The organism is Streptomyces asoensis, assembly GCF_016860545.1.
GTDB classification, from domain to species: Bacteria; Actinomycetota; Actinomycetes; order Streptomycetales; family Streptomycetaceae; genus Streptomyces; species Streptomyces asoensis.
The window spans coordinates 645,512-671,812 of record NZ_BNEB01000003.1; the positions used below are offsets into that span (position 1 = coordinate 645,512).

Genomic DNA, 26,301 nt, shown 5'->3' on the forward strand with positions numbered 1-26,301 from the left:
GCACCGGTCCGGGGTGGGCAACGCGAAGGGCCCGACGCGTGTCACGGGCCGGGGGTGTCCAGAGTACGTCGGGGCGGTGACGTTCGCCGGGGCTGTGGACAACCCCCGGGACGGACGGGGCCCGCACCGGCCGCTCCCCGGGGGCCGCACAGCACGGGGCCCGGCACCGAGAAGACCCCCGTCCTCCTCGATGCCGGGCCCCGAGCCCCCGTGGGTCGTGCGGTCTAGTCCGTCGCGATCGCGTTGAGGACGTTCATGCGGCCCGCGCGGAACGCCGGGATCAGGGCGGCGAACAGGCCCACGAACGCGGAGCCGATGAACACGCCGATGATCGTCGGCCACGGGATCTCGAGGACGTCCAGGCCCTGGAGGGCGAGGAGCTGCTGGGCGGTCGCGCCCCAGCCCATGCCCAGGCCGAGACCGAGGAGGGCGCCGAAGAGGGCGATGACGACGGACTCCATGCGGATCATGCGGCGCAGCTGGCGGCGGGAGAGGCCGATCGCCCGCATCAGGCCGATCTCCCGGGTGCGCTCCACCACCGACAGGGCCAGGGTGTTCACCACACCGAGGACCGCGACGATGATCGCGAGGGCGAGCAGGCCGTAGATCAGGTTCAGCAGCTGCCCGATCTGGTCCTTCAGCTCCTGCTTGTAGTCGGTCTGGTCGCGGACGCTGTACTGCGGGTAGTCGTGCAGCGCCTTCTTCAGCGCGGTGTACGCGGTGTCCTGCTGTCCGTCCTTCGCCGTGGCGAAGACCAGCTGGTCCAGCGGCAGCTTGTCGGCCGGGACGTACTTCTTCAGGGTGTCGATGGAGGTGTACATCGCGCCCTGGTCGATGACGGCGTCGCTGCTGGTGATGGCGCGGACCGTCAGCCGGGCCGTGGAACCGTCCTTGAAGGCGACGGAGACCGTGGAACCGATCGTGATCTTGTGGTCCTTGGCGAACTCGTCGTGGACGGACATCGAGTCGGGCCGGTAGGCGTCGGCGAGGTCGCCCGCGACGGTCTCGACGCGCAGGTCGGTCGCGTAGGTCGGGTCGGCCGCCGTGATGGCCGTCTTGTCGAGGGTCTTGCCGTCGGGGGTGGTGAAGTCGGCCTCGGTCCACTTGTACTCGGTGACCCGCTCCAGGCCGGCCGTCGACTTGATGGCCTGCACCGCCTGCGGGGTCATCCGCTGGCCGCTGTCGCTCTGGATGATGAAGTCCGTGCCGACGCTCTTGTCGAGCTCCTCGGTGGCGGAGGCCACCATGGAGGAGCCGACCACCGACAGACAGGCGACCAGGGCGAGGCCGATCATCAGGGCCGCGCCGGTGGCGCCCGTGCGGCGCGGGTTGCGCAGCGCGTTGCGCTCGGCCATCCGTCCCACCGGACCGAAGGCGCGCAGGACGATCGCGCCGAGCACCCGGACCACGACGCCGGCGAGCAGCGGGCCGATCACCACGAAGCCGATCAGGCTGAACACCACGCCGAGGCCCAGCCAGAGCGAGCCCTCGGTGGCCTTGTCGGCGGCGGAGGCGAGGTAGAGACCCGCGGCGCCCGCACCGGTGAGGACCAGGCCGATGACGGCCCGCACCACGCCGGCCCGGGCGTCGGCCGGGGCTCCGGCGTCGCGCAGCGCGGCCATCGGGGAGACCTTGCCGGCGCGGCGGGCGGGGAGGTAGGCGGCCAGGACGGTGACGACGACACCGAGGACCATGCCGACCACCGGGGTCGTCCAGGCGACCGTCAGGTCGTCGGTGGACAGGTTCATGCCGGTCATGCCCATGAGCTTCATCAGGCCGACCGCGATACCGACGCCCGCGCCGACCCCGAGGAGCGAACCGACCACGCCCAGCAGCAGGGCCTCCGCGAGGACGGACCGGTTGACCTGCTTGCGGCTGGAGCCGATGGCCCGCATCAGGCCGATCTCCCGGGTGCGCTGGGCGACCAGCATGGAGAACGTGTTGATGATCAGGAAGATGCCGACGAGGAAGGCGATCCCGGCGAAGCCGAGCATCGCGTACTTCATCACGTCCAGGAAGCTCCCGACGTCCTGCCGGTTGGCGTCCGCGGTCTCCTTGGCCGTCTGCACCTTGTAGCCGGCGCCGATCCCGGCCGCGACGTTCTTCTTCAGCTGGTCGTCGCTCACGCCGGCCGCGGCCGTCACGTTGACGTTCGTGTAGACGTCCGGCTCGCCGACCAGCGCCTTCTGGGCCGTCGCGGTGTCCAGGTAGAAGATCGCCGCGCCGGGGTTGGTGACCTGGAAGGCGGCGATGCCGGAGATCTTCGCGGTGTGCGTGCCGACCGCGGTGATCACACCGATCTCGTCACCGAGCTTGAGATGGTGCTTGTCGGCGGTGTCCTCGTCGACCATGACCTGGTCGGAGCCCTTGGGCGCCGCGCCGTCCGTGATCTTCATGGTGCGGGCGTCGTTGGCGTTCCAGTTGCCGACGATGGTGGGCGCGCCGCTGGACGGCGACAGGCTGTCCTTGTCGGCGTCGACCACGGTCACGGAGGTGGAGAAGACGGTCCCCTCCGCCGACTTCACCCCCTGCGCCTTGCGGACCTCGCCGAGCACGGCGGCCGGCATGACCGGCGGCTTGCCGTTGTCTGCGGTCGTCTCGCCGGTGTCGGAGGCACCCTTGGCGCTCACCGTGACATCGGAGGAGGTCGCGGCGAAGAGCTTGTCGAACGTGGTGTTCATCGTGTCGGTGAAGACGAGCGTCCCGCAGACGAACGCCACCGACAGCAGGACCGCCACGGCCGACAGGGCCATGCGTCCCTTGTGCGCGTAGAAGTTGCGCATCGAGGTCTTGAGGACGGTCATGACGTACGCCCCCGCGCGTCGAAGTCCTTCATCCGGTCGAGGACGGTCTCGGCGGTCGGCTTGAACATCTCGTCGACGATCCGGCCGTCCGCGAGGTACAGCACACGATCGGCGTACGAGGCCGCCACCGGGTCGTGCGTGACCATCACGATGGTCTGGCCCAGCTCGTCCACGGAACGGCGCAGGAAGCCCAGGACCTCGGCGCCGGCGCGCGAGTCGAGGTTTCCGGTCGGCTCGTCCCCGAAGATGATCTCCGGGCGGGCGGCGAGGGCGCGGGCGACGGCGACGCGCTGCTGCTGGCCGCCGGAGAGCTGGGTGGGCCGGTGCCTGAGACGGTCGGCGAGACCGACGGTCTGAACGACCTGGTCCAGCCAGGCCTTGTCGGGCTTGCGGCCGGCGATGTCCATCGGCAGCGTGATGTTCTCCAGCGCGTTCAGCGTGGGCAGCAGGTTGAACGCCTGGAAGATGAACCCGATCCGGTCCCGGCGCAGCTTGGTGAGCTTCTTGTCCTTCAGCCCGGTGATCTCGGTCTCGTCCAGGTAGATCTGCCCGGACGAGACGGTGTCGAGACCGGCGAGGCAGTGCATCAGGGTGGACTTGCCGGACCCGGAGGGTCCCATGATCGCGGTGAACTGACCGCGGGTGATGTCCACGTCGACGTGGTCGAGCGCGACGACACGGGTCTCACCGGACCCGTAGGCCTTGACGACCTGCCGCGCCCGCGCGGCTACGGCCGTTCGCCCTCCAGTGCCCCCGTGCCTGGGAATGGTCACAGCCGAAGTCACGGTAGTTCTCCTCATGTCGGAATGCGCTGACGAATGGGTGGCGCGTCGGACAGGTGCCGGATGTGCGAGGCGCCGTGCGAAAGAGTCTGTCGGCGGGAGGGGGTCCCGCGCGCTGGTGCTCGGGCCCGTCTTCCCGGGGGGGTTAACCCCACCCCCCTGACGTGGTGCCTGCCGCCCCCCAGCGGCATAAAGCCAGGTTAAGGACGGGTCCTGGCCTTCTCCTCCTCCGCCGGTACGAACCCTCCCCGGGCCGTAGGACGGAGTTACCCCTAGGGGCCGTCCACCGCGGGGTGGAGGCTCCCTAGGGGTTGTCTCCACCCGCCGCCCCCGACCGGCGCCGGCGGACGCGGTCCGGCCCGTCCAGGATCCGTCCTCCCGTGACGTGAGGATCAAGTGGGAAGCTGACCTCCGGCGAAGTGGGTGCAAGGGGCACCGGAACGGCGGGGGGCATCAGGTGGGGGACATCCGACCGGCGACACGCGAGGACGCGCGGGCGGCCGCGCCCCACGGACGGCGGGCGGTCGTCGCCGCCCTCATGCTCTCCATGGCCCTGGCCGCGCTCGACTCCACCGTCGTCTCCACCGCAGTCCCGCAGATCGTCGGCGACCTGGGCGGCTTCTCCGTCTTCTCCTGGCTGTTCTCCGGCTATCTGCTCGCCGTGACCGTCACCCTGCCGGTCTACGGCAAGCTGTCCGACACCTTCGGCCGCAAGCCGGTGCTGATCGCCGGGGCGGCCCTCTTCCTGCTCGGCTCGCTGCTGTGCGCGCTGGCCTGGAACATGGGCGCGCTCATCGCGTTCCGGGTCGTGCAGGGCCTGGGCGGCGGGGCGTTGCAGGGCACGGTGCAGACGCTGGCCGCCGATCTGTACCCGCTGAAGGAGCGGCCGAAGATCCAGGCGAAGCTGTCGACGGTGTGGGCGGTCTCCGCGGTCGCGGGGCCCGGCCTGGGCGGGATCCTGGCCGCCTACGCGGACTGGCGCTGGATCTTCCTCGTCAACCTGCCCATCGGGGCGGTGGCCCTGTGGCTGATCGTCCGTCACCTGCACGAGCCGCGGCGCGAACCGGCGCCGTCCGCGGGGAACGCGCCCGTACGCGCGCGTGTCGACTGGGCGGGGGCGCTCGCCGTGTTCGCGTGCGGCGGGGTGCTGCTGATCGCGCTGGTACAGGGCGGGGTGGCGTGGCCCTGGCTGTCGTGGCCGTCGCTGGCCCTGTTCGGCACGGGGCTGGCCCTGTCCGGGCTCGTCGTGGTCGTCGAACGCCGGGCCGCCGCGCCGATCATCCCGGGCTGGGTGTGGCGGCGGCGCACGATCGCGGCGGTCAACCTCGCGCTGGGCGCGCTGGGCCTGCTGATGGTGGCCCCCACGGTGTTCCTGCCGACGTACGCCCAGTCGGTGCTGGGGCTGGAGCCGGTGGCCGCCGGGTTCGTGCTCTCCGTCTGGACGCTGAGCTGGCCGCTGTCCGCCGCCCTCAGCCAGCACGTCTACCGGCGCATCGGCTTCCGGGACACCGCGCTGCTGGGCATCGGCGCGGCCACGCTGATCCTGTTCGCGTTCCCGTTCCTGCCGTACCCGGGCGCGGCCTGGCAGCCGGCCCTGCTGATGCTGCTGCTCGGCGCGGCGCTGGGCCTCTTCCAGCTCCCGCTGCTGGTCGGCGTGCAGTCGACGGTGGGGTGGTCGGAACGCGGGACCACGACGGCCTCGGTGCTGTTCTGCCGCCAGACCGGGCAGACGATCGGCGCGTCGGTGTTCGGCGCGGTCGCCAACGGGGTCCTGGCGGCGCGGCTGGGCGGCGCGGGAGACCTGGACTCCGTCACCCGCGCCCTCGACGCCGGGACGGCGCCCGACGTCACCCGGCACGCCATCGCGAGCGCCGTGCACGCCGTGTACCTGGGCGCGGCGTGCGCGGCGGCGCTGGCCTTCCTGGTCCTGCTGTGCGTGGCCCCGCGTCGCTTCCCCGTGCTGACGGAGTGACACCTCCGCAGGCCTCGGCGCACGGGTTAACGCGGGTAACACCCCAGCTCAGAGGGTATTTCGCGCAGTAAGCGCATACCGACCGACCAGTTTGGTGAAAACCCTTCGCAGCCCTCGTACTCCCGAGTAACGTGCGTCCCTCGCCCCGCCCCCCACTCCCTGCGGTCCGCCGCCACGGACCCGAGCCGCGCAAGGAGCACGGGATGTCACACGACCCGTCACGCCCCGCCCCCACCTACCCGTGGCAGCCGCCGCCCCGCCCGCCCGAGCCCCCGCCGCGCCCGTCGCCCGACCGCGTCCCGCCGGGCCGCCACAGCGACCTGCGGGTCCTGCGCGGCGCCTACCGACGCCAGCGGCGGGTGGCCACGCTCACCGCGCTCGGCTACTTCGTCGTCTTCCTGGTCCTGTCGGCGTTCGCGCCGTCCCTGATGACCGCCTCGGTGACCGCCGGCGTGCCCGCCGGACTGCTGCTCGCCCTGGTCCAACTCCCCGTCACCCTGCTGGCGATCGCCCTGTACGAACGGACCGCGAGCCGCCAGGTGGACCCCCTCGCGGACCGCATCCGCAAGCTCTCCGAGATCGACGCGAAGCGGGACGCGCGCGGAAACCGCCCCAGGGAGGCCGGACGATGACGGAGTTCAGCGACAGCGCGCAGACGATGTCCCTCGTCGCGTTCACCGCGATCGCGACGATCACCCTGCTGCTGTGCGTGATGACCGGGCCCGACCGCGACGACCTCGACGAGTTCTACACCGGCTACCGGTCCCTGTCCCCGCTGCGCAACGGCCTGGCCGTCGCGGGCGACTACATCTCGGCCGCCACCGTCCTCGGCACCGGCGGCGTGATCGCCCTGTGCGGCTACGACGGTGTCGTCCTCGCCCTCAGCACCGCGCTCTCCCTGATGCTGCTGATGTTCCTGCTGGCCGAACCGCTGCGCAACGCGGGCCGGTTCACGATGGGCGACGCGCTGGCCCGCCGTATGCCGGGACGCGCCGTGCGGATCACGGCCTGTGCGGTGACGCTCGCCGCGCTGCTGCCGATGATGCTCGTGCAGCTCGCCGGCACCGGCCAGCTCCTCGCCTTCATCCTGGGTTTCTCGGGCGCCTCGGTGAAGACGGGCTGCGTCGTCTGCATGGGCGTGCTGATGATCAGCTACGCGGCCATCGGCGGCATGAAGGGCACCGCGCTCATCCAGATGATGAAGATCGTGATGCTGCTCGGCTCCGGCGCCGCCGTCGCCGCGCTCGTCCTGCACCGCTTCGACTGGAACCCGGGCACCCTTTTCGACGCGGCGGCCGAGGGCAGCGGTGTCGGCGACGCCTTCCTGCGCTCGGGGCTGGAGTTCGCCGGCGGCCCCTACCCGCGCGTCGACATGATCACCGCTCAGCTGTCCGTCGTCCTGGGCGGTGCCTGTCTGCCGCACATCACCATGCGCATGTACACCGCCTCCAGCGCCCGCCAGGTGCGCCGCTCGATGTCCTGGGCGGTGTCCGCGGTCGCCCTGTTCGTGCTGGTCATGACGGTGGTCGGCTTCGGCGCGACGGCGCTCGTCGGCCGCGTGGTGATCGCCCGGGCGGACCCGCAGGGCAACACCGCCTATCTGCTCGGCTCCCGGGCCGCCTTCGGCAACGGGGTCTCCACGGGCGAGGCCCTCCTGTTCACCGCGGTCACGACGGCGATCTTCCTCACCGTCCTCGCCTCGGTGGCCGGCATGATCCTCGCCTGCGCCAACTCCCTCGCCCACGACGTCTTCGCCGCACGCGCCACCAAGACGGCCCCGCACCGCGAGATGCTCCTGGCCCGGCTGTCCGCGCTCGCCGTCGGCGCCCCGACGATCCTGCTCGCCACCCAGGTCCAGCACCGCAGCCTCCAGCCCCTGGTCACCCTCTCCTTCTGCCTCGGCGCCTCGGCCCTCGCCCCCGCCCTCGTCTACAGCCTCTTCTGGCGCCGCTACACCCGGACGGGCCTGCTCGCCACCCTCATCGGCGGCACCGTCTCCGTCCTGGTCCTCATGCCGGGCACGAACCTCGTGTCGGGTTCACCGGTCTCCGCCTTCCCCGAGGCGGACTTCAACTGGTTCCCCTTCACCACCACCGGCATCGTCACCGTCCCCCTCGGCTTCGCCCTCGGCTGGCTGGGCACGGTGGCCTCCGGCCGCCACAAGGCGGACGAGCAGCGCCGCCACTACGAGGCGGTCGAGGGCCGCATCCTCGCGGGCGCGGTACGGGGGGAGAAATGAACGGGGTCGAGTGGTGGAGTGCGGTGAGCGAGGTGCGGTGAGCGAAGTGAGCGGGGTGAAGTGAGCGGGGTGTAGTGAGCGGAGGCGCGCGCGGTTCAGTCGACCGCGCGGCCGGTGAGGGCGCTCAGGCTGTTGCGGACGTGGTCCATGTGCGCCTGCACGTCGTCCCGCCGTTCGCCGTGCTCCCGCAGCAGCCGCTCGGTCTCGCGCGCGGTGCGCTCCTCACGCGCGCGTGCCTCGGCGAGGAGTTCGGCCGCACGCGCGTGTGCCTCCTCCTGGAGCAGCCGGGCCGACTCCCCGGCCTCCGCCAACGCCCGCTCGGCCTCGGACAGTGCCGTCTGCGCGCGGGCCACCGACCGCTCGTGCCGCGCGTCGAGCGCCTCCGCCCGCCCGGCCGCCTCGCGCTCCGCCGCGGCCCACCGCTCGGCGTGCTCCTTCTCCTGCTCGGCGAGCATGCCCGCGGTGCGCTGGCGCACCTCGCGCAGGGCGGCCAGCGCCTCGCCGCGGTACTCCTTGACGTCGCGCCGGGTGCCGACGCGCAGTTCGTCGGCCTCGGCGCGCGCGGCCAGCAGCCACAGACGGGCGCGCTCCTCGGCCTCCGCACGCCGCTCGTCCGCCTCCTCCTGTGCCGCCCGGCGCACCTCCAGGGCGCGCTCCTCGGCCTGCGCGACGTGCTCCCGCGCCTCGCCCCGCGCGCGGTCGCGGACGTCCGCCGCCTCCTCCAGAGCGAGCTGGAGCAGACGTCGTGCGCGCTCCCCCAGGGCCTCGTACGTCTGCGGCGCGAGCCGTGTCACCACCTCGCGCAGGTGCCCGGCCTCGGCCTCCATCTCCCGGGCGAGCACCGTGAGCCGGGCGGCCCGCTCCCAGGCGGCGTCCCGGTCGGCGCAGAGCGCGGCGGTGTGGGCCTCGACCTGTTCCGGCCGGTATCCGCGGCCGCGAACGGTCACGAACCCCGGCGGTGACACCGATGCGCTGCTCATCCTGGAACCCCTCGCCACCCGACGGACACGACACGATGATGCCGCGCACATCTTGATGTATCGGGACCAAGTGTTCATAACGCGACACTCCGCCCATGGTCACGGCCGAACCCGGACACAAGAGGTCCCGGCGCGAGCCCGAAGGGGCCGGACCGGACAGAAAAGGGGCCGGGCCCGATCATCCGATCGGGCCCGGCCCTCACGCGTCGGCGACCCGCCGCCGCTGCCGCCGCCGCGGGACACGGCGGCCGCGTCTCACAGCAGCCCGTCCCACATCTGCTCCAGCAGGACCGACCACCAGCTCTCGGGCGAACCCAGCGCCGCCGGGTCGAGCGAGGCCAGCTGCGCCTGGAAGTCGACGGTCCAGCGGCCCGCCTGCTCCTGGTTCAGGCCGAACCGCAGCCGCCACATCCGCCCCAGCAGCGCCAGGCAGCGCGCGAACTCCGGCAGCCCGGTGTTCACGAACTGCGGCGGTACGGGCGCACCGCCCGGACCCGCCTCCACCGGCACGGCGACGATGTTCGCCGTCCCGTACTGCACACAGATCGCCTTGCCGAAGTCGGTGCCCATGACGAGATACGAGCCCGCGTCGGACGCCGGCTGCACGCCGCGTTCGGCCGCCATCTCCGCCAGCGTCGGCACCGGCCTGCCCGGCTGGGCCTGCGCCCAGAAGAACGGCCCGAGGTCCGCCGGGAGACCCGCGACCACCAGCGTGTGCGCGACGACCGGCGGCACGCCCTGGCGGGACACCGCGGCCTGCTCGAAGCGGAACACCGAGGGCCCGAACACCCCCGCCAGCTCCTGGCCGATCGCCTCCGGCGGGACCGGCGGCACCGCCTGCACGGGCGGCAGCGGCGCACGGACGGGCGCCGGACGCGCCGGACCGTCCGCCACCTGATGCAACTCGCCCTGATGGGCGAGCAGTTGCTGCATGCCCTGCTGCCGGCTCGCGTGGTCCGTGCCGTACGGCGCGATGCTCGTGATCCGCGCCTGCGGCCACTGCTCGCGGATCATCCGCGCGCAGTAGGCGCCCGGCAGCTCGCACGACTCCAGCTCCGTGTGCAGCTCCAGCACCTGGTCCGGGGGCACGTTCATCGCCCGCAGCTCGTGGAAGATCTGCCACTCCGGGTGCGGCGTCCCCGGCGCCGAACGCCGGATCAGCTGCTGCTCCGAGCCGTCCTGCGCGCGGTAGCGCAGCACCGCCTGGTAGCCCGGACCCACGGTGGGCAGCCCCTGCTGCTGGGGATACCCGTACGCGGGCGGCTGCCCCGGCACCGGCCCGCCCTGCGGCGGGGCCGGCGGACGCGGAGCACCGGGGGCGGCGGGAGCCGGACCGGGGGCGCCCGGGAAGCCGGGGCCACCGGGACCACCCGGGAAACCGGCACCCGGAGCGCCCGGAGCCTGCGGGGGCGGGGGCGCGCCGGGACCGCCCGCGCCGGGCCCGGCCAGCATGGTCTGCGCGTGGTGGACGGCGCCCTGCCCACCGGGAGCACCCGGGAAGCCCGGGGAACCCGCGCCGGGGGCACCCGGAACCGGCTGCGCACCAGGAGCACCGGGCGCACCGGGGCCGCCCGGAGGCTGCGGCGCGCCCGGACCCATGCGACCGGGGTCGGCGAGCATCGTCGCGGCATGGTGGACGCCACCGGGAGGCGTGCCCCCGGGCGCGTTCGGGCCGGCGGGAGCGCCGGGTGCGCCGGGCGGTCCCGGCGGCTGCGGCGCGCCTGCCGTACCCGGTGCCACCGGAGCGCCGATGCCGTCGGGACCCAGGGACGACACGAGTTGCGTGGGCACGTAGGCGCCCCCCGGGGCGCCGGGCGCACCCGGTCCCGGAGGCGGCGGCGCGGGCGTGTCGCCCGGGCGGGCGCCCGGGGTTCCCGGCGCGCCCGGCGGAGGCGGCGGCTGCGACCCCGCGCCCCGGTTGCGGCGCGGCGGGGGCGCCGCCTTGCTGGTCGCGGCGTCGGCGATGTCACCGGCGTTCGCCGCCAGCGGCCGCAGGGGAGTGCCCGGACCGGCCGGGGGCGGCGGGACGTCCACGCCCTGCGGATGACCGTGGGACCCGCCGACGGGAGGCGGTGTCCCCGGTCCGCCGGGCGCACCCGGCGTCTGCGGATAGCCGTACGACGCGGCCGCCGGGCCGGAGGACGACGGAGCCGGGGTGTTCCCGGCGCCCGCACCGCCCGGTCCCGAGCCGCCCTGTCCCGGAGCACCCAGCGCCGGCGAGACCGCCGTCGGAGGGAGCCGGCTGCCGCCCGAGATCAGCGCCGTCTTGGCGTCCGGCGCGGAGACCGGCGGCACCGCCTCGTCGTCGGAGCCGCTCAACGGCGGCGCGGACACGGTGGCGGGCAGCGGAACGGAACGGTCGTCACCGGCGTCGGCGTTGGTGTCCGTACCCGCCCACGGTGTCGCACCGACCGGAGCGGCGGGCGCGGCGGGACCGGCCGGTCCCCCGGCCCCCGGCGCCGAGCCGGCACCCGCACCCCCCGGCACCCCGGCCTGGGTCTCGGGCAGCCCGCTCCCCGGCACGCCGCCCTGGGTCCGCGGAAGCGAGGGGTCACCACCGGCGGGCACACCACCGCCGGAACCGGGCGCGCCGGACGACGGCCCCGCCGCGGGACCCGGCACCGGACCGGAGTCCCGTACGGAGTTCGCACCGGAATCCGCGCGGGAATCCGCGCCGGAGCCCGGACCCGTGTCCGCACCGGAGGCCCGAGCGGCGTCCGGGGAGGCCCCGGCATCCGCCCGCTCGCCCTCGGCCCGGTCCGCGATGCCCAGCTTGTCCGCCGCCTCCTGCAACCACTCCGGCGGCGACAGCAGGAACGACGTCTGGTTCAGGTCCACCCGGGCCGCGGGCGCCGGCACCGCGTCCGCGGGAGCGTCCGGACGGCCGTACTCCTCCTCGTACCGGCGGACGACCTCCCCCACCGGCACCGCCGGCCACAGCGTGGCCTCCCCGCTGTCCCGGGCGATCACCAGCCGCTGCGCGCCGCCGTCCGAACGCGGGCCCTCGGCCCGGTCCTCGGCCCACACCACGAACCCGAGTCCGAACTCCCGTACCCGCACCTCACGGTGCTGGTACGCCGGAACGTCCCCGTTGATCCACTCTTCGGCGCGCTCCTGCGCCTGCGCGAACGTCACCATCGTCCAGCTCACTCCCCCACCGAAGACGCCGCGTCCACCGGCACCGCACGCGCGAACCCGCCGTCCACCATCAGATTCGCCACCGTCTCCAACTCCGGCGGGCTGCCCGCCAGCCGCGACAGGAAGGCGTCGAAGTCCTCACCGCACGGCAGCAGCAGCCGCTCCATGCGCTCGGCGGGCGACCACGCCGGATCCACGTCCCGCACGTCGTCGTAGGCGCAGAACCAGACCGAACCGGCCCGCTCGCCCCGCACCTTCACGGCCAGCAGGCCGCCCTGCACGAACCCGACACCCAGATAGTCCTTCGTCAGGTGGTCGCGCAGACACTTGTTCACGTACACCAGGTCGTTCACCGCGGCCTCGTCGCGGACCGTGAAGAACGGCTGGTCCACCAGCAGCCCGAGCTCCGCGTCCAGCGCCGTGCCCACCGGAGCGCACCCGCCCGCCGCCTTCACGAACGACCGGTACGCCCCGGGCAGCCGGTAGCCGAGGTCCTCCTCGACGCCCTGGACCTGCTGCTCCGTCACCGCCACACCCGACTTCGGCAGACCGAAGTGCGCCGGACGCGTCTCCTGCAACGGCCGCGTCCCCCGCTTCGCCTGGTCCACCACCGCCGACGACACCCCGCCGTGGTGCCGCAGCAGCGCCTTCACCTCGACCGGGACCAGCTCCAGCCGCCGCGACCCCACCACGTGGTGCCACGTCCAGCCGTGCGGCGTCGCCACGCTCGGCACCGTGTCCCACAGCGTGTGCCCCGAGGCCGCCAGGGCCGCGTTCGCCGAGACGTAGTCCGTCAGCCGCAGCTCGTCCACGCCGAAGCCCTCCGGCGGATCCGCGATCTCCGCCGCCGCTCGCGCGTACGGCGAGAAATCCGGGTAGCCCCGCTCGTCCATCCGCACACCCCTCGGGTGCCGTGCCGCCCGGACCGGGTCCGGGAAATGCACGACCTGCCCCGCGTAGGCCGCGTTCGGCGGCGCGGCCTGTTGCCCGAGCCGACCTGTCGTCATGGCGGTTGCCCCCTGCGGCACTCTGTACGGCCCGCGGCGGCCGGTTCCGTTTCCGGACCCGCCCACCACGCCCCGTATCGACTGTCTCCAACAATCTCCAACGCGCGTCAACCGCGCGCCGACGGTGCCGACAGCCTATGCGGTACGACGACGGCGGTCACCGGCCCTCCGCTTCCGTGACCAGCCGTCACCCCGCCGTCACGACCGGCCCGGACCCGGGCGTGTCGCACCGCCCCAGCTTCCCCACCGGCCACGCCATTTGGCACTCTGTGACGTCCGGGGGGATGCACGGGAGGGGAAGACGATCATGAACGCGACACAGACGGGGCCGCACACCGGCAGGCCGGACGACCTGCACACCCGCGACACGGCGGCCCACGGCACCGGGCCCGACGACGGCCCGCGCACCGGCCCGTCCGGCGATCCCCGCATCGGCTGGTCCGCCACCGAGGGCCCCGGCACCCCCGTCCTGCGCCACCGCCGCGACGGCATACTGCCCACCGTCGCCGCCGCCCTCTCCGTCCGCGGCGCCACCCTCACCAGCACCGCCGCGCGCGGCGACCGGGCCCCCGCCCTGCACCCGCTCGTCCAGGACTTCCTCGACACCCTCACCAGCGCCCAGCGCGACCGCTTCACCGGCCGCTGCGCCGAGGCGCTGCTCATCTCCCGCCATCTGACCGCCGCGGACGCCGCCCGCAGCAGACGCGCCGCCCGCCGCCCCATGACCAACGGCGAAGCCCGCAAGACCCTCAGACAGGCCAAGCTCACCACCCGCCGCATCCGCGAGGACGGTGACCCCCTGCACGGCAGCTTCGCCACCCCCTGCCGCGCGTGCACCGCCCTCAGCGACCACTTCGGCGTCCGGATCGTCGACCCCTCGGCCGACGGCAGCTGAACCCACGACCACCCCAGTCCCCCCGTCCGCCCCCGCACAGAACGGCACGACGGCCCCACCGGGCCCCGCACCACCAGCTCGACGAACGAAGGGCCGATGCACCCCGACCGCACCTCCACCACCCGTTTCCCCGTCCCCGTGGACGCCGCCCTGCGCGCCGCCGGCTGGCAGCCCGGACGGTGGGACATCAAACAGGCCGAGATCTGGGCCGACACCCTGCGCGACCACACCTCGCCCGCCGGCCACCGCCACGCGGTCTTCCCCGCGGCCGTCGAAGCCTGGGCCGAGTTCGGCGGTCTCACGATCACCCCCGCGGGACCCGGCCGCCAGGTCGCGCCCCCCACCCTCCACCTCGACCCCCTGCACGGCCTCCACCTCGCCCGCACCCTCGCCGACCTCGGCCGCGCCCTGGACACCGACGTCGCCCCCCTCGGCACCGAGACCGACACCCAGGGGCTCCTCGCCATCGACGCCATCGGCCGCGTCTACGCCCTCGACCACACCGGCGACTGGTACCTCGGCCCCGACATCGACCAAGCCCTCGGCGCACTCACCGGCGGCATCGAACCCGTACGCCTCACCGCAGGCTGACCGACCGGCCACCCCGCGCCGGGCACCCCCCACACGCCCGCGCCCGCTCCCACGTCCGGGCCCGCGCACCCGCCCGCGCCGGCAGCGAGCCCCGGCCCGGGAGCCCTGGGCCTACGACGCCGGAATCACCGCCGACACCCGGAAACCGCCCGCCTCCGTCGGCCCGGACACGAACACCCCGCCCAGCGCCACCACCCGCTCCTTCATCCCCACCAGGCCGTTGCCCCCCGACGGCAGCCCCGCCGACACCGACCCCATCTCCGGCGGCGCCCCGTTCTCCACCTGCATCGCGATCTCCCCCGCCCGGTGCGCCAACCGCACATGCGCCTTCGCGCCGACCGCGTGCTTGTGGACGTTCGTCAACGCCTCCTGGACCACCCGGTACGCCGTCTGCTCCACCTCCGGCGCGTACGAGCGCACCTCACCCTCCACCCACAGCTCCACCACCATCCCCGCGGCCGCCGACTGCCCGACCAGCTCCTCCAGCTCCGACAGACACGGCCCCTCCCCCTCCTCCACCACCACGGCGGCGGCCACCGCCACCAACGGCACCGAGGCCGCCCGCTCCCCCGCCCCGCCGCTGCGCAGCACCCCGAGCATCTCCCGCAGCTCGGTCAACGCCTGCCGGCCCATGTCGCCCACCAGAGCGGCGTTGCGCACCGCCTTCTCCGGATCCTTGCGCGCGATCGCCTGCAACGCCGCCGCGTGCACCACCATCAGACTCACCCGGTGCGCCACCACGTCGTGCATCTCCCGCGCGATCCGGGTGCGCTCCTCGCCCCGCGCCCACTGCGCGCGCTCCTCCGCCCGCTCCGCGAGCAACTGCAACTCCCGCTCGAGGCTGTCGGCCCGCTCCCGCAGGCTCTCCATGAGCCGCCGCCGCGCGCCGACGTACATCCCCAGCAGCAGGGGCGGCGCCGTGAGTCCCAGCGAGGTCGTGATGGCGGCGAACGGGATGAACCAGTCGCCGATGGTCAGCCGGCCCTGGTCCATGCTCTGGCGTACCCGCACGAACGTCACGATCAGCGTGCCCACCAGCTGCATCCCGGCGAGCGAGGCGATGATCCGCCGGGGCAGCTCCGAAGCGGCCAGCGTGTACAGCCCCACGATGCCCATCAGGTAGCCCATCTGGGCGGGCGTGATCGCGATCGACACCAGCACCACGGCGATGGGCCACTTGCGCCGGACCACCAGCACCGAACCGGCCAGCAGCCCGAACACCACCCCGGCCGCGGGCGGGATCCCCGCGTCCCGCGCGAACGGGACGCCCTCCACCGCGCACTCCACGGCGGACACGAGCCCGAGGCTCCAGTCGAACGCCGCGCTCCGCCGTCTGGCCCACCACAGCGGCCCTCCCCGGGCCGCGGTGTCCTCTTCCCCCGTCGTGGTCATGGCTCCAGCCTACGGGCGCGGCACCCGGCTTTTCCGGCGACTTTCTGCGGCCGAATCCCACCGATATCGCTCGAACAGGCGATCCAGGACCGTTCGATGCCGGAATCGATCGTTCCGCACGCACGGTATGCCCGCGGCACATTCAGTGCGCAAGCCGACCTACACCGTCGCATCGAGGGTCGGTGGTACGGCATAGTGGGGGGCGCCACTCGACGGCCCGGCCGAATGTCCGGTCCGGTCGATTTCATTCCCCCGTGGTGTAATTGGCAGCACTGTGGCTTTTGGTGCCATCTGTCCGGGTTCGAGTCCTGGCGGGGGAGCTTTACCAGAACCGGGCTCTGACAGCACTGTCAGGGCCCGCTCTCATGTCCCCCCGGAAACGCCCCGGTATCCTTCGGATGTCCCACCCCACTCCACAGCCGAAGGGCATCTTCCGTGAGCGCCAATCGCCCGGCAGCCGTCGTCGTTCTCGCAGCGGGTGAGGGCACCCGTATGAAGTCGGCCATACCGAAGGTCCTGCACGAGATCAGCGGCCGCTCTCTCGTGGGCCATGTGCTCGCCGCCTCCCGTGAGTTGGACCCCGAGAACCTGGTCGTCGTCGTGGGGCACGCGCGCGAGAAGGTCACCGCGCACCTGAGCGGGATCGACCCGGCCGTGCGCACCGCCGTGCAGGAGGAGCAGAACGGCACCGGGCACGCGGTCCGGATGGGCCTGGAGCAGCTCGGCGGCGGCGTCGACGGCACGGTGGTCGTCGTCTGCGGTGACACCCCGCTGCTGACGGGCGCGACCCTCGCGGCGCTGGCGGCCACCCACCACGCGGACGGCAACGCCGTCACCGTGCTGACGGCACAGGTGCCGGACGCGACGGGCTACGGACGCATCGTGCGCGACGACGCCTCGGGCGCCGTGACCGCGATCGTCGAGCACAAGGACGCCTCCGAGGCCGTGCTGGCGATCCGGGAGATCAACTCCGGGGTGTTCGCGTTCGACGGGCAGCTGCTGGCCGACGCGCTGAAGAAGGTCCGCACGGACAACAGCCAGGGCGAGGAGTACCTGACCGACGTGCTGGGGATCCTGCGGGAGGCCGGTCACCGGGTCGGGGCTTCCGTGGCCGCCGACCACCGCGAGATCGCCGGGATCAACAACCGTGTGCAGCTGAGCGAGGCGCGCCGGATCCTCAACGACCGGCTGCTGACCGCGGCGATGCTGTCGGGGGTGACCGTGATCGACCCGGCGACGACCTGGGTCGACGTCACCGTCACCTTCGAGCAGGACGCCGTCGTGCACCCCGGTACGCAGCTGCTGGGCGCCACGCACCTCGGCGAGGGCGCCGAGGTGGGTCCGAACAGCCGGCTGAAGGACACGAGGGTGGGTGCGGGGGCCCGGGTGAACAACACGGTGTCCGACGGCGCCGACCTCGGCCCGGACGCGTCGGTGGGGCCGTACGCCTATCTGCGGCCGGGCACGCGGCTGGGGGCGAAGGGCAAGATCGGCACGTACGTGGAGACGAAGAACGCCTCCATCGGCGAGGGCACGAAGGTCCCCCACCTGTCCTACGTCGGGGACGCGACGATCGGTGATTACAGCAACATCGGTGCGGCCAGCGTCTTCGTGAACTACGACGGGGAGAGCAAGCACCACACCACCGTCGGCTCGCACTGCAAGACGGGTTCGGACAACATGTTTGTGGCTCCTGTCACGGTCGGGGACGGCGCGTACACCGCCGCCGGGTCCGTGATCACCAAGGATGTGCCGCCCGGTTCGCTGGCCGTGGCCCGTGGTCAGCAGCGCAATATCGAGGGCTGGGTGGCCCGTAAGCGTCCGGGCAGCGCCGCGGCGAAGGCGGCCGAGACGGCCTCCCGCCAGGCCGAAAGCGAAAGCTGACCGGAAACGGGCGCGTCGAACACGGCGTACCGTGATAAGTGCACACCCGCACCCCACCAGCTGAGACGGCCCCGTCGCGCCCAGCGGCGAGGTATCTCGACATCCAGCTGAGACACCTCTGAGGAGACAGTGCTGTGACCGGGATCAAGACGACCGGCGAGAAGAAGATGATGTTCTTCTCCGGCCGCGCCCACCCCGAGCTTGCCGAGGAGGTCGCCCACCAGCTGGGGGTCGGGGTCGTTCCGACCAAGGCCTTCGATTTCGCCAACGGTGAGATCTATGTGCGCTACCAGGAGTCGGCGCGTGGCGCGGACTGCTTCCTGATCCAGAGCCACACGGCTCCGATCAACAAATGGATCATGGAACAGCTGATCATGATCGACGCGCTGAAGCGCGCGTCGGCCCGTTCGATCACGGTGATCGTGCCGTTCTACGGCTACGCCCGTCAGGACAAGAAGCACCGCGGGCGTGAGCCCATCTCGGCCCGTCTGATCGCGGACATGATGAAGACGGCGGGTGCGGACCGCATCCTGACCGTGGATCTGCACACGGACCAGATCCAGGGCTTCTTCGACGGCCCGGTGGACCACCTCTTCGCGCTGCCGCTGCTCGCCGACTACGTCGGCAGCAAGGTGGACCGCGAGAAGCTGACCGTCGTGTCGCCGGACGCGGGCCGGGTCCGGGTCGCGGACCGGTGGTGCGACCGGCTGGGCGCGCCGCTGGCGATCGTGCACAAGCGGCGCGACAAGGACGTGGCGAACCAGGTGACGGTCCACGAGGTCGTGGGCGAGGTCAAGGGCCGGGTCTGTGTGCTGGTCGACGACATGATCGACACCGGTGGCACGATCTGCGCCGCCGCGGACGCGCTGTTCGCGCACGGCGCGGAGGACGTGATCGTGACGGCGACGCACGGTGTGCTGTCGGGTCCGGCGGCCGACCGCCTGAAGAACTCGAAGGTGAGCGAGTTCATCTTCACCAACACCCTGCCGACCCCGGGCGAGCTGGAGGTCGACAAGATCACGGTGCTGTCCATCGCGCCGACGATCGCCAACGCGGTCCGCGAGGTGTTCGAGGACGGCTCGGTGACGAGCCTCTTCGACGAGCAGTGACGGTCCCCGTCTAGATCGATTTCGTGTACGGCCTTCCCGCTGCGTAAACTGTCCCAGTTGCTCGGCGAGGGAGGCCGTACACGTGTGTTCCGCGTGTGTACGGCGGTCCGTTATCGACGCGCTCTTCGTAGCAGGCCGACGGTTTGGCCGGGTGACCACCTTCCCCCCTTTTCTACGAGGAGTGAACATGGCCGAGGTCAAGCTCGCAGCCGAGACCCGCACCGAGTTCGGCAAGGGCGCCGCCCGCCGTATCCGCCGTGACAGCAAGGTTCCCGCCGTGGTCTACGGCCACGGTGTCGACCCCGTGCACATCACGCTGCCGGGCCACGAGCTCCAGCTCGCGCTGCGCACCCCGAACGTCCTGCTGAGCCTGGAGATCGACGGCAAGACGCAGCTGGCCATCCCGAAGGCCGTGCAGCGCGACGCGATCAAGGGCTTCCTGGACCACGTCGACCTGCTGCTCGTCAAGCGCGGCGAGAAGGTCAACGTCGAGGTCTTCGTCCACACCGAGGGCGACCTGGCCCCGGGTGCCTACCTGCTCGAGCACGTCCTGAGCACGCTGACCGTCGAGGCCGAGGCCACGCACATCCCCGAGTCGGTCACGGTCTCCATCGAGGGCCTGGAGGCCGGCGCCTCCATCCTCGCGAAGGACATCCCGCTCCCCAAGGGCACGACGCTGGCGATCGACGAGGACGCGGTCGTCCTCCAGGTCCTGGCCGCCCAGGCGGAGGAGGCCCCGGCCGAGGCCGAGGCCGAGGCCACCGAGGCCTGATCCTCCGGATTCTCATCCCGTCGGCCGCCGCTTCCCCCGGGGAGCGGCGGCCTGCGTGTAGCCCCCGCGGGTGCGGCCCGGGGGGCGCCTTTTCGTGTGTGCAGCCGCTGCGTGGAGTCGAGGAGACATGGACGTGACGACCGATGCCGGTGCCCCCTGGCTGATCGCGGGCCTGGGCAATCCCGGTCCGGAGTACGCCATGAACCGGCACAACGTCGGTTTCATGGTGGCGGATCTGCTGGCCGAGCGGATCGGGGGCCGGTTCAAGCGGGCGGGGAAGGCGCAGGCCCAGGTGGTGGAGGGCCGGCTGGGTCCGCCGGGTCCGGGGAGCCGGCGGGTGGTGCTGGTGAAGCCGATGTCGTTCATGAACGTGTCGGGCGGTCCGGTGAACGCGCTGCGGGACTTCTACAAGGTCCCGGTGGCGAACATCGTGGCGGTCCATGACGAGCTGGACATCGACTACGGCGTGCTGCGGCTCAAGCTCGGCGGCGGGGACAACGGGCACAACGGCCTGAAGTCGATGACCAAGGCGATGGGCGCGGAGTACCACCGGGTGCGGTTCGGGATCGGGCGGCCGCCGGGGCGCATGCAGGTGGCGGACTTCGTGCTGAAGGACTTCTCCTCGGCCGAGCGCAAGGAACTGGACTACTTCGTGGACCGTGCGGCGGACGCGGTGGAGGCACTGGTGCTGGAGGGCCTGGAGCGGGCCCAGAGCACGTACAACTCCTGACTTGTCGCCCGGAGAGGTTGACGGGCCGTTCAGGCATGGCCAATGATCCCGGCCATGCCTGCCACCGCCGCTTCGTCCCCTCGCCATCGGGCGCACTCCCGCAAGGGTTCGGCCAAGGGCCGGGCCGCGGGCGGCGCGGGCCCGGCCAAGGGTCCGGGAAAGACGTCCGCCGGGGGTGCGGCCGGGGCGCCCGGCCCGGGCGGTGCCCGTGGTCCGGGTGGGGCGCGGGCCTCCGTGCCGGTGGCCGCGTTGCGGTTCGGGCGGGTGGTGGCGATGAGTGTGATCGCCGTGCTGATCCTGGTCGCGGGGGTGTGGGGCTCCTGGGGGTCCGCCCAGCACGTGATGCTGACGAAGGGCCGGGAGCAGGGCACGGTCGTGGTGACGCGGTGCGGCGCGGACACGTGCGCGGGGCCGTACACGCCGCTGTCCGCCGGGTCGACGGCACGCGCGCGCGTGGTGATCGAGAAGTCGGTGGCGGTCCGCAAGGGCGGGGTCTACACGGTGGTGATCAAGCCGGGCGGTGACGAGGCCGTTCGGTCGGGTCCGGCCGGGGTGCTGTACGCGTGGGTGCCGTTGGGCGGGGCGCTGCTGCTGGCGTCGGTGGTGGTCGCGGGCGGTCTGGGGCGGGTGCGGGCGGGCTGGGTGCTGGCGGGGTCGGGGGTGGCGTTGCTGACGGCGGCGTTCGTCGCCGTGTGAGCGCGCCGGGCCGTGGCCGGCCCCATGACGTGAGGGTGCCCCCGGGTCCGTGCGGATCCGGGGGCACCCTTCGTGCGTGCCGGGCGGCGGGCGCCCGGGTCAGCCGGTGTTGCGCAGGCCGGCGGCGACTCCGTTGACGGTGAGGAGGAGGGCGCGGGCGAGGAGCGGGTCGGGCTCGGCACCGGCCGCGGCGGCGTCGCGCTGGCGCTTGAGCAGGGTGACCTGGAGGTAGGAGATCGGGTCGAGGTAGGCGTCGCGGATGGTGAAGGTCTGCTTCAGCACGGGGGTCGCGTCGAGCAGTTCCTGTTCGCCGGTGATCTTGAGGACCTCGGCGACGGTGAGGGCGTGCTCGGCCTTGATCCGGTCGAAGACGTGCTTGAGGTCGTCGGGGACCAGGGTGTCCACGTAGTGCTGGGCGATCCGCAGGTCGGTCTTGGCGAGGGTCATCTCGACGTTGGAGATGAAGTTCTGGAAGAAGTGCCACTGGTCGCGCATCTCGTCCAGGACGCTGTCCAGGCCGGCGTCGCGCAGCGCCTTGAGGCCGGAGCCGACGCCGAACCAGCCGGGGACGATCTGGCGGGACTGGGTCCAGCCGAACACCCACGGGATGGCGCGCAGGCCGTCGAGCGAGACACCGGAGCCGGGGCGGCGGGAGGGCCGCGAGCCCAGGTGCAGGTCGGCGAGCTGGTCCACCGGCGTCGACGCGAGGAAGTACGTCGGCAGGTCCGGGTCCTCGACGAGGGTGCGGTAGGCGGCGTGGGCGGCGTCGGAGACGACGTCCATGGCGGCGTCCCAGCGGGCGAGGGCCTCGTCGGACTGGCGGGGGGCGGTGTGCAGGGCGGAGGCCTGGAGGGTGGCCGCGACCGTCAGCTCCAGGTTCTCCCTGGCCAGGGACGGGATGAGGTACTTGTCGGAGATGACCTCGCCCTGTTCGGTGACCTTGATCTCGCCTTCGAGGGTGCCCCAGGGCTGGGCGAGGATGGCGTTGTGGGAGGGGCCGCCGCCGCGGCCGACGGTGCCGCCGCGGCCGTGGAAGAGCCGCAGCCGCACGCCGTAGCGGTGGGCGACGTCGCGCAGGCGGCGCTGGGCGCGGTGGATCTCCCACTGGCTGGTGGTGATGCCGCCGAACTTGGAGGAGTCGGAGTAGCCGAGCATGACCTCCTGGACGTCTCCGCGCAGTGCCACCAGCCGGCGGTACGACGGGTCGGAGAGCATGTCCTCCAGGATGGTGTCGGCGGCCTTGAGCTCGTCGGTGGTCTCCAGCAGCGGGACGATGCCGATCTTCGCCCAGCCGGCGTGCAGGTCGAGGAGTCCGGCCTCGCGGGCCAGGACCGTGGCGGCGAAGACGTCGTCGGCACCCTGGCACATGGAGATGATGTAGGACTCGATGACCTCGGGCCCGAAGACCTCCAGGGCGCGCTTGACGGTGAGGAAGACACCGAGGGTCTTCTCGCCGGCGGCGTCGACGGGGGCCGGGCTGGACGCGAGGGGCCTGCGGGACCTGAGCTCCTTGGCGAGGAGCTTGGTGCGGTAGTCGCGGGGCATGTCGGTGTAGCGCCAGGACTCCTCGCCGAGCCGGTCGAAGAGCTGGCCGAGGGCGTGGTGGTGGGCGTCGGCGTGTTCGCGGACGTCCATGGTGGCGAGCTGGAGGCCGAAGGCGGCGAGGGTGCGGATGGTGCGGTTCATCCGGCCGTCGGCGAACAGGCCGCCGCGGTGTTCGCGCAGGGAGGTCTGGATGAGGGTGAGGTCCGCGAGGAGTTCGCTGGTGCCGAGGTAGTCGCGGCCCTCCTCGTGGGGGATGCCCTTGGCGAGGCGCTGCTTGGTGTTCTCGAGCTTCTGCCGGATGCAGGTGGCCTTGAGCCGGTAGGGCTCCTCGGCGTTGAGGCGCTTGTAGCGGGGGCTGATCTCGGGCAGGCGTTCGAGGTCGCCCTTGAGCGACTCCAGGAGTTCCTCGGTGGCTCCGGTGTAGCGGATGGAGTTGGAGAGGAAGCCGCGCAGTTCGTCGATCATCTCCAGGGCGTCGTTGATGCCGTGCTCGTGCTGGAGGATGAGGACGTCCCAGGTCACCTGGGGGGTGACGTTGGGGTTGCCGTCGCGGTCGCCGCCGATCCAGGTGCCGAAGGTGAGGGGGCGGGTGTTCTCGGGGAGCTTGACGCCGACGCGTTCGAGTTCGGCCGTGAGGTCCTCGAGGACGTCACCGACGGCGCCGGCGTGGAGCTCGTCGAGGTAGTAGATGGCGTTACGGGCCTCGTCCGCGGGTTCGGGACGCACGACGCGCAGTTCGTCCGTCTGCCAGACGAGGTCGATGTTCTCCGCCAGACGGGTGTCGTGGCGGCGGCGGTCGGACTCGATGACGGGGGTCTCGAGGAGCGCCGCGATGCGCCGGAGCTTGTTGAGTACCGACCGGCGCGCGGCCTCGGTGGGGTGCGCCGTGAAGACGGGGCGGACGTTGAGGTGGCGGACCGTCTGCTGGACGTGCTCGGGGTCGGCGTCCTTGAGGCGGTCGGCGGTGCGGGCCAGCAGGCCGCCCTCGGCGGCGCGGCGGTCGCGCAGCTCGCGGCCCCGGTGGACCTGTTCGGTGACGTTGGCGAGGTGGAAGTACGTGGAGAAGGCGCGTACCAGCTTGGCCGCGGTCTCCAGCTCGATGCCCCGCAGCAGCTCGGCGGCGGCCTCGCCGTCCTCGCGGGTGAGGCGGCGCACCTTCTCGACGAGGTCGAGGAGCTCGGGGCCCTCCTGCCGGACGAGGGTCTCCCCGAGGAGGTCACCCAGTCGGCGGATGTCGGCGCGCAGCTCGGTGCTGTTCGTTGTGATGGCCTGGCCAAGGTCGTCGGCACTGCTCACAGGTGCGGCTCCTTGCAGTGTTGAAGCTCGTCCGGGTGGGAACCCGGTCGTCGGCCCCGCGGCGGGCGTCGCACAGGGGCCGGACATCCGGGAAGAAAAGAGAGCGGACCGCGCTGTCCGACCGTTCCAAGGATAGGTGTCCGCCGGGACGCGCAGGTTGGCGGGCTCTTGCCGCCGGGCGGCGCGCTGCCATACTTACGTTGCCGTAGGTTACGGAACCGTAGGGAGAGCCGTATGCGTTTGTTCCGTGGCTTTCCGTGGTTGCCGTGTCACGGCATCACCCTCATCCCAAGACCCCCCAGGGGACGCGCATGGCCACAGGCAGCTCCAACGTGATCGATGACCCTTCGAAGGCGCCGGACGGCACCCCCACGCCCTCCGCCACTCTGGGGGGCGAGCAGAAGCGTTCGATCGAGCAGATCATGCTGCTGATCTTCATCGTCGTCCCGTTCCTCGCGGTGCTGGCGGCGGTGCCGCTCGCCTGGGGCTGGGGGGTGAGCTGGCTGGATCTGGGCCTGCTCGTCTTCATGTACTTCCTCGGCTGCCACGGCATCACCATCGGGTTCCACCGGTACTTCACGCACGGTTCGTTCAAGGCGAAGCGGCCGCTCAGGATCGCGCTCGCGGTCATGGGGTCGATGGCGGTGGAGGGGCCGCTGGTGCGCTGGGTGGCGGACCACCGCAAGCACCACAAGTTCTCCGACGCGCAGGGCGACCCGCATTCGCCGTGGCGGTTCGGCGAGACGTTCCCGGCGCTGGTCAAGGGCCTGTGGTGGGCCCACATCGCGTGGATGTTCGACGAGGAGCAGACCCCGCAGGAGAAGTACGCGCCGGATCTGATCAAGGACCCGGCGATCCGCGCGATCTCCCGGCAGTTCGTGTACTGGACGATCCTGTCGCTGGCGCTGCCGGCGCTGGTGGGCGGCCTGGTGACGATGTCCTGGTGGGGCGCGTTCACGGGGTTCTTCTGGGGTTCGCTGGTGCGGGTGGCGCTGCTGCACCACGTGACCTGGTCGATCAACTCGATCTGTCACGCGGTGGGCAAGCGCCCGTTCAAGTCGCGGGACCGTTCCGGCAACGTGTGGTGGCTGGCGGTGCTGTCCTGCGGCGAGTCCTGGCACAACCTGCACCACGCGGACCCGACCTCGGCACGCCACGGGGTGATGCGGGGCCAGGTGGACTCCTCGGCGCGGTTCATCCGCTGGTTCGAGATGCTGGGGTGGGCGTACGACGTGCGCTGGCCGTCACGCTCGCGTATCGATTCGCGCCGCAACTCGGGTGAGGACGGTTCCCGGCGGGAGAGGACGACCGCCGAGGCGGCATGATTGACAGCGTGGCGACCGATCCCAGCAGTACCTCCAGTCCCAGTGGTGAGCCGAAGCCGCGCCGGGCGCGACGCACGCGTATGACGGGTGCGGAGCGCCGGCAGCAGTTGCTGGAGATCGGTCGCACCCTGTTCGCGGCGAAGGGGTTCGAGGGCACGTCGGTGGAGGAGATCGCGGCGAAGGCCGGGGTCTCCAAGCCGGTGGTGTACGAGCACTTCGGTGGCAAGGAGGGGCTGTACGCGGTCGTGGTGGACCGGGAGATGCGGCGCCTGCTGGAGATGGTGACGAGCTCGCTGACCGCGGGTCATCCCCGGGAGCTGCTGGAGCAGGCGGCGTTCGCGCTCCTCGACTACATCGAGGAGTACACGGACGGCTTCCGCATCCTCGTGCGCGACTCCCCGATCCCGCAGTCGACGGGCTCGTTCGCCTCGCTGATCTCCGACATCGCGACGCAGGTCGAGGACATCCTGGGCCGCGAGTTCAAGAACCGCGGCTTCGACCCGAAGCTGGCCCCCCTCTACGCCCAGGCCCTGGTCGGCATGGTGGCCCTGACGGGCCAGTGGTGGCTGGACGTGCGCCGTCCCAAGAAGGCGGAGGTGGCGGCGCATCTGGTGAACCTGTGCTGGCACGGCCTGGAGCGCCTGGAGGCCAAGCCGCACCTGATAGGCCGCCGCAAGTCCTGAGCACGCGGGCCTCGACCACGCAGGTCCCCACCGCGCGGATCATGAGCGACCCGGCCGCCGGAGCAGCCAGGCTCGAGGGCGCGGGCGGCGCGCGGCACACATGTACGGGCGGGGTCCCGGCCACCAAGGCCGGGACCCCGCCCGTACATGTACCGTCGGCGCCCCACAGCGCGTCCGTGCCCGCCGGCGCCGTGGCTTCCTGCCGTGCCTGCCGGCACCCGTCCGCACCCCGGCGCCCGCCGGTGTCGCTCAGTGCTTGAAGACGTCCTTGGTCTTCTCCTTGGCCTGGCGGGCGTCGCCCTTCGCCTGTTCGGCGCGCCCCTCGGCCTCGAGCCTCTCGTTGCCGACGGCGCGGCCCACGGTCTCCTTCGCCTTGCCCTTGGCCTGTTCCATCTTCGCCTTGGACTTCTGCTCGCCTGCCACCGTTCATCACTCCCAGTCAGGTCTGCGTGTGATCTCAG

Annotated in this window: 20 protein-coding genes and 1 tRNA gene; 13 read left to right on the plus strand and 8 right to left on the minus strand. The window is 72.3% G+C overall.

The genetic code is table 11. From position 1 onward, the window contains the following. Positions 1-224: 224 nt before the first annotated feature. Positions 225-2,804: an ABC transporter permease gene (locus Saso_RS15575; protein ID WP_189920729.1), complete on the minus strand. Its 2,580-nt coding sequence runs from the start codon at positions 2,802-2,804 to the stop codon at positions 225-227. Further along, the gene (locus tag Saso_RS15580) at positions 2,801-3,589 is read right to left on the minus strand and encodes an ABC transporter ATP-binding protein (RefSeq protein WP_189920731.1); all 789 of its coding nucleotides are present in this window, start codon (positions 3,587-3,589) and stop codon (positions 2,801-2,803) included. The genes Saso_RS15575 and Saso_RS15580 overlap by 4 nt, the downstream gene beginning before the upstream one ends. 454 nt (positions 3,590-4,043) lie before the next feature. On the opposite strand from Saso_RS15580, the gene Saso_RS15585 reads away from it, so the two are divergent. The 3 genes from Saso_RS15585 (at position 4,044) to Saso_RS15595 (ending at position 7,797) form a co-directional block, all read left to right on the plus strand. After that, positions 4,044-5,558: an MFS transporter gene (locus tag Saso_RS15585; protein ID WP_189920733.1), complete on the plus strand. Its 1,515-nt coding sequence runs from the start codon at positions 4,044-4,046 to the stop codon at positions 5,556-5,558. Between the two features lie 203 nt (positions 5,559-5,761). Continuing rightward, the gene (locus Saso_RS15590) at positions 5,762-6,190 is read left to right on the plus strand and encodes a DUF485 domain-containing protein (protein ID WP_189920735.1); all 429 of its coding nucleotides are present in this window, start codon (positions 5,762-5,764) and stop codon (positions 6,188-6,190) included. Next, the gene (locus Saso_RS15595; RefSeq protein WP_189920737.1) at positions 6,187-7,797 is read left to right on the plus strand and encodes a sodium/solute symporter; all 1,611 of its coding nucleotides are present in this window, start codon (positions 6,187-6,189) and stop codon (positions 7,795-7,797) included. Before Saso_RS15590 ends, Saso_RS15595 begins: the two co-directional genes overlap by 4 nt. 95 nt (positions 7,798-7,892) lie before the next feature. Here the strand turns inward: Saso_RS15595 and Saso_RS15600 are convergent, their stop codons facing one another. From Saso_RS15600 to Saso_RS15610, 3 genes are all read right to left on the minus strand, one after another. Then, positions 7,893-8,777, minus strand: a complete 885-nt coding sequence (locus Saso_RS15600; RefSeq protein ID WP_189920739.1) for a cellulose-binding protein — start codon at positions 8,775-8,777, stop codon at positions 7,893-7,895. Positions 8,778-9,032: 255 nt separating this feature from the next. After that, the gene (locus Saso_RS15605; RefSeq protein ID WP_189921402.1) at positions 9,033-11,915 is read right to left on the minus strand and encodes an SUKH-4 family immunity protein; all 2,883 of its coding nucleotides are present in this window, start codon (positions 11,913-11,915) and stop codon (positions 9,033-9,035) included. An 8-nt stretch (positions 11,916-11,923) separates the two neighbouring features. Further along, complete coding sequence (locus Saso_RS15610) at positions 11,924-12,922, minus strand: SMI1/KNR4 family protein (RefSeq protein WP_189920741.1); 999 nt, start codon at positions 12,920-12,922, stop codon at positions 11,924-11,926. A 307-nt stretch (positions 12,923-13,229) separates the two neighbouring features. On the opposite strand from Saso_RS15610, the gene Saso_RS15615 reads away from it, so the two are divergent. Both Saso_RS15615 and Saso_RS15620 read left to right on the plus strand, forming a co-directional pair. Continuing rightward, complete coding sequence (locus tag Saso_RS15615; RefSeq protein ID WP_189920743.1) at positions 13,230-13,817, plus strand: YwqJ-related putative deaminase; 588 nt, start codon at positions 13,230-13,232, stop codon at positions 13,815-13,817. A gap of 96 nt (positions 13,818-13,913) precedes the next feature. Beyond that, complete coding sequence (locus Saso_RS15620; protein ID WP_189920745.1) at positions 13,914-14,408, plus strand: SUKH-3 domain-containing protein; 495 nt, start codon at positions 13,914-13,916, stop codon at positions 14,406-14,408. Positions 14,409-14,519: 111 nt separating this feature from the next. Here Saso_RS15620 and Saso_RS15625 read toward each other — a convergent pair whose 3' ends face one another. Beyond that, entirely contained in the window at positions 14,520-15,800 is a 1,281-nt protein-coding gene (locus tag Saso_RS15625) for a sensor histidine kinase (RefSeq protein WP_189920747.1), read from the minus strand. Positions 15,801-16,048: 248 nt separating this feature from the next. Between Saso_RS15625 and Saso_RS15630 the strand changes: the two genes are divergently transcribed. The 6 genes from Saso_RS15630 (at position 16,049) to Saso_RS15655 (ending at position 20,991) form a co-directional block, all read left to right on the plus strand. Next, positions 16,049-16,120: transfer RNA gene (locus Saso_RS15630), tRNA-Gln, on the plus strand. Between the two features lie 115 nt (positions 16,121-16,235). Next, positions 16,236-17,684: a bifunctional UDP-N-acetylglucosamine diphosphorylase/glucosamine-1-phosphate N-acetyltransferase GlmU gene (glmU, locus tag Saso_RS15635; protein WP_189920749.1), complete on the plus strand. Its 1,449-nt coding sequence runs from the start codon at positions 16,236-16,238 to the stop codon at positions 17,682-17,684. A gap of 134 nt (positions 17,685-17,818) precedes the next feature. Continuing rightward, complete coding sequence (locus Saso_RS15640; RefSeq protein WP_189920751.1) at positions 17,819-18,793, plus strand: ribose-phosphate diphosphokinase; 975 nt, start codon at positions 17,819-17,821, stop codon at positions 18,791-18,793. A gap of 187 nt (positions 18,794-18,980) precedes the next feature. Continuing rightward, positions 18,981-19,565 carry a 50S ribosomal protein L25/general stress protein Ctc gene (locus tag Saso_RS15645; protein WP_189920753.1) on the plus strand — a complete coding sequence of 195 codons (585 nt, stop codon included), beginning with the start codon at positions 18,981-18,983 and terminating at the stop codon, positions 19,563-19,565. A gap of 127 nt (positions 19,566-19,692) precedes the next feature. Continuing rightward, positions 19,693-20,295, plus strand: a complete 603-nt coding sequence (gene pth / locus Saso_RS15650; protein WP_189920755.1) for an aminoacyl-tRNA hydrolase — start codon at positions 19,693-19,695, stop codon at positions 20,293-20,295. Positions 20,296-20,529: 234 nt separating this feature from the next. Beyond that, positions 20,530-20,991, plus strand: coding sequence for a hypothetical protein (locus Saso_RS15655; RefSeq protein WP_189921404.1), 462 nt, complete (start codon positions 20,530-20,532; stop codon positions 20,989-20,991). A 99-nt stretch (positions 20,992-21,090) separates the two neighbouring features. Here Saso_RS15655 and ppc read toward each other — a convergent pair whose 3' ends face one another. Beyond that, positions 21,091-23,832: a phosphoenolpyruvate carboxylase gene (gene ppc / locus Saso_RS15660; protein WP_189920757.1), complete on the minus strand. Its 2,742-nt coding sequence runs from the start codon at positions 23,830-23,832 to the stop codon at positions 21,091-21,093. Positions 23,833-24,143: 311 nt separating this feature from the next. Here ppc and Saso_RS15665 point away from each other — a divergent pair, with 311 nt between their 5' ends. Both Saso_RS15665 and Saso_RS15670 read left to right on the plus strand, forming a co-directional pair. Next, the gene (locus Saso_RS15665; protein ID WP_189920758.1) at positions 24,144-25,157 is read left to right on the plus strand and encodes an acyl-CoA desaturase; all 1,014 of its coding nucleotides are present in this window, start codon (positions 24,144-24,146) and stop codon (positions 25,155-25,157) included. After that, entirely contained in the window at positions 25,154-25,840 is a 687-nt protein-coding gene (locus Saso_RS15670) for a TetR/AcrR family transcriptional regulator (protein WP_189920760.1), read from the plus strand. The genes Saso_RS15665 and Saso_RS15670 overlap by 4 nt, the downstream gene beginning before the upstream one ends. 249 nt (positions 25,841-26,089) lie before the next feature. Here Saso_RS15670 and Saso_RS15675 read toward each other — a convergent pair whose 3' ends face one another. Beyond that, on the minus strand, positions 26,090-26,263 hold the full coding sequence (locus Saso_RS15675) for a CsbD family protein (protein WP_189920762.1): 174 nt from the start codon (positions 26,261-26,263) through the stop codon (positions 26,090-26,092). Between the last annotated feature and the right edge of the window lie 38 nt (positions 26,264-26,301).